Raw genomic sequence first — 7,700 nt, 5'->3', positions numbered from 1 at the left:
CTGCCTCTGGAGCGACAGCGTTCGGGCGGCCTGGGGCGGGCGAAGCGCGTCATGGACACGGGCCGGCCGGGCCATCGGCACGGGCACCGTCGCGGTGCAGGAGCCGAGGTCATCGATGCCGGCGGCCCCGACCTCACATCGCGCCACCACACGCGGTGCCGCGCGTCGGACGATGTGCTGGTCGAATTTTTGCCCCCCGTCCCGACGCCCGGTGGCAGCTCAACGACACGTCGGCCCCCTGGGTTACGCGGTCAGGTCCTTGCGGAGGGGGCTCGTTCGCGTTCGGGAGCCTCGGGGGCACGAGCGGCTCCGCGGGGGAGGGGCACCGACCGCGGCCTCGGCCGGGTCTTACGAGGCCGTCGAGGAGCATGAAGGCCGCCACCGCGAGCACGCAGGCGAAGACCTGGCGCAGCCGGTCGCCGGAGACCTTCGTGGCGAGGCGTTTGCCGTCGGCGCCGAGGATCGCGGCTCCGGTGAACGGGGCGATGACACCCCAGTCGAGGCCGTCGGCGGGGTGGGAACGGGTGGCGGGCGCGGCGATCGAGTTGACGATGACGACCGGGAGGCGGGCGCCGACGGCGGCCTTCATCCGCAGGCCGACGACACCGGCGAGGGCGGGTACGGCGAGGAAGCCACCGCCGAGGCCCAGCACACCGGTGACGGCCCCCAGCCCGGCCCCGGCCGCCGCTGACCTGGTCAGCCGTACGGGGCGGTCGGGGGCGGCGCATGCGCCAGGCCGCGAGCGCGGCGATCACCGAGAACGCCACGCTCAGGGCGGGGACCGGGACGCGGCCGCCGAGCATGGCGGGGCCGATGCCCGCGGCTGCGAACAGGCGGCTGCGAACAGCAGCCCGGCCCGCCAGTGCGCGTCGCCGTCCCGGGCGTGGGCGAGCAGCGAGCTGACGGAGGTGGCGGCGACGATGACCAGGCTCGCGGTGGTGGCGGCGACGGGACCGAAGCCGAGGAGGTAGATCGGCGCGGGCACCGTCAGCATGCTGCCGCCCCCACCGAGCCCGCCCGGAGCCAGGGCCCGGTAGGCGCCGGATGGGTCGGGGCCCTCGCGACGGGTTGATCAGCCCTGCGCCACCCTGGCCGCGGCCACATGCTCGATCACACGGCCGAGTTCGGTCTGGGCCCGGGTCAAGTCCTGGATGCGTGCGGCGATGCGGTCGCGTTCGATGATGAGCTGGTCGAGCATGGCGGGGGTCGCGACGCCGGTGCTCACGCACGGCAGGAGTTCGACGACGGTACGGCTGGAGAGGCCGGCCGCGAAGAGGTCCTGGATGAGCTGGACCCGCTCCAGGGCTTCTTCGGGATAGTCACGCTGCCCACCGGGCGTCCGCGCCGATTCCAGGAGTCGCTGTTCCTCGTAGTAGCGCAGGGCCCGCACGCTGACCCCTGCCCGCCTGGCGAGTTGTCCGATGCGCATGACGCAGGGCTCTCCCTTCTCGCTCGTACCTCACGTTGACGTCAGGTCCAGGCTAGCGGTACCGGCTCCGGCCGCAGCTGGGGGTCGATCGAACCGCCCGGTGGCGGATCCGAGGGGCGTTCCCGTACGCACGGCCGTTCTCGCGTCGTGTCGGGATCGCCGGGCCCGCCCGAGAGCACATGGGTGCCGACGGCGACAGCCGGCGTGTCCCTCGTGGTGGCGCAGGCCCCCATGCTCACTCCCGTCCGCTCGGCACCCCCACCCATCCGCGGCCGGGCGGGAGTTGCGGCTTGCACCTCACGTCAACGTCAGGTTCTAGGGTGACGGACGTCGGACGAACACGTCATTCCGGCCCGTCAAAGTAAGGCAGACCATCATGCGCGCAGCCCGGTTCCATGAATACGGCGGAGTGGAGAGCCTGGTGATCGAGCAGGCCCCCGACCCTCATCCCGGGCCCGGTGAGATCCGTGTCCGCGTCGCGGCGGCCGGCGTCAATCCCATCGACTGGAAGCTGCGCGCCGGGGCCCTGCGCCAGCTGATTCCCCTGGAGCTGCCCGCCATTCCGGGTCGCGACGGCGCCGGTGTGGTCGACGAGATCGGCGACGGGGTGCGGGAGGTGAGCATCGGCGACCGTGTCTTCGGACTGGGCGGTGTCACCGGGGCGACCGCGGAACTGCTCATCCTCTCGGCCTGGGCACACACCCCCGCCACGTGGAACGACGAACAGGCCGCTGGTGCCGGTCTCGCGTCAGTGACCGCGATGCGTGGGCTCGACGCGCTCGGTTCCCTCGAGGGGCGCACCCTCCTCGTCGAGGGCGCCGCCGGAGGCGTGGGCAGCGCGGCGGTCGAGATCGCGGTAGCGCAAGGTGCCACGGTGATCGGGACGGCCAGTGAACGCAACCACGAGTTCCTCACCGCTCTCGGCGCCGTTCCCACCACCTACGGCCCCGGCCTCGCGCAGCGCCTGTCCGCTCTCGCCCCGCGCGGGGTCGACATCGTGCTCGACACCGCGGCCTCCGGGTCGCTGGACGACCTCGTCGCGATCACAGGTGACCCGAAGCGCGTCGCGACGGTCGCCGACCACGCGGGCGGGCAGCGTCTGGAGACGCATGTGGTCAACGCGGAGAACGATTCGACTCTCCTGTCCGCGGCGGCGGAACTGGGCGGGCAGGGCCGCTACACACCCCGTATCGAACAGGCCTACCCCCTGGAACGGATCGCCGACGCCCACGCGCACGCCGAGCGTGGGCGCACCCGAGGAAAGATCGTGATCCGCATCTGAACCGGCCGGGCTGATCCTGGCCAGGCCCGCGCCCTCGGTGAGCGGTGGTCCGGGTTCCGACCGCTCACCGCTGCCGTGTCGTCCGCCAGTGGCGCGAGGAGCACAGGGCGCGTCCCTGGCTCGTCGTCTCGTCCGATGGCCGCGGGGTGGTCGACCACGCCGGTTCCCGGCTGCTGTCCGATCTCGCCGATGCCACCGGCCCACCGGCCCACCGGCCCACCGGCCCGGTGCGCATCGCCACCGATCCCGTGGCGATGGTCGCCGACGGCGGTGAGGCGATCACATACCTGGCCGTGACCAGCGTCGGACACGGCCCCGCCCGCAGGTGGGCAGAAGCCTGTCCGGGACGTCCGGGTGTCTACGCGTCCTCGGACCGCGCCGTCCCCGACCATACGGATATGACACCCGCGACGAGAGCCCCCACCCGGTCACCCGGCGGCCGGCCCCGCAGACTGCGTGACGTGACGCCCGAGCGCAGGGGCCTGGTCCTCGCGTGGTTCGGCTTCACCGCCGCCTTCGGACTGATGAGACTGCTGACCTGGCTGATCCACATCGATGTCGCCGGTGTGGGTGACGTCAGTGCCGGTGGCGTGCACATCCACCACTACGTCTGGGGCATCCTGCTCCTGCTCGTCGTCGGCGCGGTGGGGGTCGTCGAGCGGTCGCCGCGCGTACGCGCGTGGCTCGGCCTCGGGTACGGGGTGGGCGCGGCACTGGTCGTCGACGAGGCCGCGCTGCTCCTGAGCCTGAAGGACGTGTACTGGGACGACGAGGGCGGTATCAGCATCGCGCTCGCGCTGATCGTGATCGGCGTCGCCGGAAGCCTCCTCGTCCTGACCAGACGCCCGGCCCGGGACGCCGACGGATGAAGCGGCCGTGACCGGCCCACCGCCTCGTCCCCACCGCCGGGTTTCCCCCGTACGGGTCCCTTGATCCGCTCCTACGGCACAGTCATCCGGCATTCATCGGCGCGGGCGGGGAAGGTGGGCCTGCCGGAAGAAGACAGAGGCCGGCGGCTACGCGGTACGGCGGAGGGGCCGGAGCTACAGCGGAGGGCAGGACTCTCATGCCGGAACCGAGGCGACAACCGCAGGTTCACCGGAGCCAGCGGGGGCGGTCGGCGACGGACCAGATGCTGCGGACGCTCCTGAGGCGCCGCAAGAAGGCACTGGCCGCCGAGGACGTGACCGTCACCGATCCCCCGAAGGTGCGGCGCGCCGTGACGGCGGCGGCGCTCGGCAACACGATGGAGTGGTTCGACTTCGGCGTCTACGCCTACCTCGCCGGCACCCTCGGTAAGGTCTTCTTCCCGTCGAGCTCGCCGGGTGCGCAAGTGGTGTCGACCTTCGCGACCTTCGCCGCCGCCTTCGTGGTGCGACCGCTCGGCGGACTGGTCTTCGGGCCGCTCGGTGACCGTGTGGGGCGGCAGAAGGTGCTGGCTCTCACCATGATCATGATGGCGGCGAGCACCTTCGCCGTCGGCTTCCTCCCCACCTACGCCGCGGTCGGCTTCGCGGCGCCCCTCCTGCTCCTGGTGTGCCGACTGGTGCAGGGCTTCTCGACGGGCGGCGAGTACGCGGGCGCGACGACGTACATCGCGGAGTACGCGCCGGACAAACGCCGTGGTTTCCTGGGCAGTTGGCTGGACTTCGGGACCTTCATCGGCTATTCGCTGGGCTCCGGCCTGGTGACGGTGCTGACGGCGACCCTCGGCACGGACGGGCTGACGGACTGGGGATGGCGCATCCCGTTCTTCGTCGCGGGGCCCCTCGGCCTGATCGGTCTGTACATGCGGCTGAAACTGGAGGAGACCCCTGTCTTCCAGCGCGAGGAGGAGGCCCAGGCCGCGGCGCTGTCCGAGGGCGACCCCGTCGAACAGGCGCGCCAGTCCGGCAAGGGCAGGCTCAAGGAGATCTTCACGGGGCACTGGGAGGCGGTGCTCATCTGCATGGGCCTGGTACTGCTCTACAACGTCACGAACTACATGGTGACCTCCTACCTGCCGACGTACATGTCCGAGACGCTCGGCGAGCCGGAGACGACTTCCCAGCTGCTGGTCCTCGGCACCATGCTGCTCGTGGTGCTGACCATCACCGCGGTCGGCAGGTCCTCGGACCGCTGGGGCCGGCGCCCGGTGTTCATGGCCGGGAGCGTGGCACTCATCGTGTTCGCGGTGCCGGCCTTCCTGCTCATCCGGCAGGGCGGCATCCTGCTGCCGGCCTTCGGCTGCGGGGTGCTCGGGCTGCTGCTGGTCTGCTTCGCCGGAACGTCCGCGTCGACGCTCCCGGCGCTGTTCCCGACACGCATCCGGTACGGCGCCCTGTCGATCGCCTTCAACATCTCGGTGTCGGTGTTCGGCGGAACCACGCCGCTGTTCGCCTCCGCGCTGGTGGAACTGACCGGCGACGACATGGTCCCGGCGTACTACCTGATGGTCGCGGGCGTCGTCGGGCTCGTCGCGACCTTCTTCCTGCACGAGACGGCGGGCAAACCGCTGCGCGGGTCCGGGCCCATGGTGGAGACGCAGGAGCAGGCGCGGACCCTGGTCGCCCGCAGTAGGACGAAGGCGGGCCGGCAGGCGCGTGACCTGTGGATCCGGCGGCGCCATCCGTGGGGCGGGGGCAGGAAGAAGGGCTGAACCGACGGCGGACGGCCCGGGCACCGCGCCCGTACCCCGGCTGCTCCACGGGCCGCGTGCCGGGAGCGCCACGTACCCCGGCTCCGCGGGCCGCGTGCCGGGTACGGGCCATCAGACCGGCGCCGCGGTCACGGCCCCGTTCCCGGTCCGTCCGGCTGCGCGTCGTCCGTTCTGCCGTGCGGCGGTGAGGAGGGGGCGGACGGTGGAGCCAGGAGCAGGGGGAGGTACACGTCGTCGACGATCTCGGTGATGACGTCCTCCGGGATCGCCCCGTGGAGCAGGTAGTGGTTGCGGAGCAGGTCGACCGCCACGGTGGCGCGCCGGGAGGCGGGAACCCACGGCTCGATCTCGCCACGTGCGACGGCGCGCAGCAGGATGCCCTGTATCGCCCCCGGACCGGCGGTGTGGACCCGTTCGCGGACCAGCCGGGCGAACTCGGGGTCGTGCATCACCTCGGTGAGCAGGCCGCGGAGGATGCCGCCGTGCCACGCCGCCAGCCTGGCGGAAAGCTGCCGCAGCGCGGCGATGACATCGGTCCGCAGCGCGCCGGTGTCGGGCAGGTCGGCGTCGGACAGACCATAGGCCGCGCAGGCGTGGACGACGAGTTCGGCGCGGCCGGGCCACCGGCGGTACAGGGCGGCCTTACCGGTACGGGCCCGTACGGCCACCCGCTCCATCGTCACTCCGGCGTAGCCGACCTCGGCCAATTCCTCGAGGGCCGCGGCCAGGATGGCCTTCTCCAGTTCCTCACCTCGACGGCGAGGGTTTCTTCGATGGTCCCCGGCCGTACGGTCCGGCGTGTCCCCGTGAGTTGGAGGCATGACTCCCAGCCATTTGTCGAGCACCCGTTGTGAGCATCGAGTGGGTCAGCCTAGCCTTCCGTTAGAGAACTGACCGTTCTTTAAGCGTCGAGTGCATCGAGGTACCGATGACCGAGACCGTTACGACGCCGCCGTCGGGCGCCCCCGCCTTCCCCAGTGACCGCACCTGTCCCTACCACCTCCCCGACCGGTACAACGACCTCCGGGACCAGGAGGGTTCGCTGCAGCGGGTCACCCTCTACGACGGCCGGAAGGCCTGGCTGGTGACCGGCTACGACACGGCGCGGAAGCTGCTGGCCGACCCCCGGCTCTCGTCCGACCGGACACACGCCGACTTCCCCGCGACCTCCGGGCGGGTGGAGAGCTTCCGGGACCGCCGGCCGGCGTTCATCAGCCTGGACCCGCCCGAACACGGGCCGAAGCGGCGCATGACCATCAGCGAGTTCACCGTACGGCGCATCAAGGGCATGCGGGCCGAGATCGAGCAGATCGTGCACGGCTTCCTGGACGAGATGGTCGCGAGCGGACCGCCCGCCGACCTGGTCAGCCAATTCGCGCTGCCCGTCCCGTCCATGGTGATCTGCCGGATGCTCGGTGTGCCCTACGCGGATCACGACTTCTTCCAGGACGCCAGCAGACGGCTGATCCAGTCCCCGGACGCGGCCGAGGCCCGGGCCGCCCGGGACGACCTGGAGGGCTACCTCGGCGGCCTGGTGGACACCCTGAGGGGTGAGCCGCCCCGGCCGGGGCTGCTGAGCACCCTCGTCAGGGAGCAGCTGGAGAAGGGCGCGATCGACCGCGCGGAGCTGGTGGCCACCGCCATCCTCCTGCTGGTGGCGGGCCACGAGACGACGGCGTCGATGACCTCGCTCAGCGTCATCACCCTCCTCGAACACCCCGAGCAGTGCGCCGCGTTGCGAGGCGACCCGTCGCTGGTGCCGGGAGCGGTGGAGGAACTGCTGCGCTACCTGGCGATCGCCGACATCGCCGGCGGCCGTATCGCCAAGGCGGACATCGAGATCGACGGGCAGCACATCCGGGCGGGCGAGGGCGTCATCGTCACCAACTCCATCGCCAACCGGGACGGTTCCGTCTTCACCGACCCCGACACCTTCGACGTGCGGCGCGAGGCACGCCACCACCTGTCCTTCGGCTACGGCGTCCATCAGTGCCTCGGCCAGAACCTGGCCCGCCTCGAACTGGAGGTCATCCTCACGGCGGTGGGCTGGCGGTGCCGGTGGACCGGCTGACGCTGCGTCCGGGCACGACGATCCAGGGCGTGAACGAACTCCCGGTCACCTGGTGACCGCGGCGGAAGGAGCAGCCATGCGTGTGACGGTGGACCGCGAGATCTGCGTGGGGGCGGGCCTCTGCGCCCTGACGGCGCCGGAGGTGTTCGACCAGGACGACGAGGGCCTGGTGACGGTGCTCGCCGCCGAACCAGATGACCAGGGCCGTGCGGCGGCGATCGAGGCCGGCACGCTCTGCCCGTCCGGTGCGGTGCGTGTCATCGAGTAGGACCCGTGGGCC

The 7,700-nt window shown here is 71.6% G+C and carries 6 protein-coding genes and 2 pseudogenes; 5 read left to right on the top strand and 3 right to left on the bottom strand.

The features are described from left to right. Window positions 1–133 precede the first annotated feature (133 nt). Together IH13_RS40475 and IH13_RS0105155 are read right to left on the bottom strand one after the other, a co-directional pair. Window positions 134–1,027, bottom strand: a pseudogene (locus tag IH13_RS40475) (TSUP family transporter). A 45-nt stretch (window positions 1,028–1,072) separates the two neighbouring features. Beyond that, window positions 1,073–1,429, bottom strand: coding sequence for a MerR family transcriptional regulator (locus IH13_RS0105155; RefSeq protein WP_031081380.1), 357 nt, complete (start codon window positions 1,427–1,429; stop codon window positions 1,073–1,075). A gap of 376 nt (window positions 1,430–1,805) precedes the next feature. Here IH13_RS0105155 and IH13_RS0105150 point away from each other — a divergent pair, with 376 nt between their 5' ends. The 3 genes from IH13_RS0105150 (at window position 1,806) to proP (ending at window position 5,349) form a co-directional block, all read left to right on the top strand. Next, window positions 1,806–2,711 carry an NADP-dependent oxidoreductase gene (locus tag IH13_RS0105150; protein ID WP_031081378.1) on the top strand — a complete coding sequence of 302 codons (906 nt, stop codon included), beginning with the start codon at window positions 1,806–1,808 and terminating at the stop codon, window positions 2,709–2,711. Between the two features lie 398 nt (window positions 2,712–3,109). Then, entirely contained in the window at window positions 3,110–3,580 is a 471-nt protein-coding gene (locus IH13_RS0105145) for a hypothetical protein (protein ID WP_031081376.1), read from the top strand. Window positions 3,581–3,843: 263 nt separating this feature from the next. Beyond that, window positions 3,844–5,349, top strand: a complete 1,506-nt coding sequence (proP, locus tag IH13_RS0105140; protein WP_031081374.1) for a glycine betaine/L-proline transporter ProP — start codon at window positions 3,844–3,846, stop codon at window positions 5,347–5,349. 128 nt (window positions 5,350–5,477) lie between these two features. On the opposite strand, the gene IH13_RS0105135 is transcribed toward proP, so the two are convergent. Continuing rightward, the gene (locus IH13_RS0105135; protein WP_051835764.1) at window positions 5,478–6,170 is read right to left on the bottom strand and encodes a TetR/AcrR family transcriptional regulator; all 693 of its coding nucleotides are present in this window, start codon (window positions 6,168–6,170) and stop codon (window positions 5,478–5,480) included. A 107-nt stretch (window positions 6,171–6,277) separates the two neighbouring features. Between IH13_RS0105135 and IH13_RS36770 the strand changes: the two are divergent. Together IH13_RS36770 and IH13_RS0105125 are read left to right on the top strand one after the other, a co-directional pair. Further along, window positions 6,278–7,476 (top strand): annotated as a pseudogene (locus IH13_RS36770) (cytochrome P450). 20 nt (window positions 7,477–7,496) lie between these two features. Beyond that, entirely contained in the window at window positions 7,497–7,688 is a 192-nt protein-coding gene (locus tag IH13_RS0105125) for a ferredoxin (protein ID WP_031081370.1), read from the top strand. Window positions 7,689–7,700: the final 12 nt, after the last annotated feature.

The organism is Streptomyces sp. NRRL WC-3549, assembly GCF_000721935.1.
In the GTDB taxonomy this organism is placed as follows: domain Bacteria; phylum Actinomycetota; class Actinomycetes; order Streptomycetales; family Streptomycetaceae; genus Streptomyces.
This window is presented reverse-complemented; position numbering and strand designations above follow the sequence as displayed.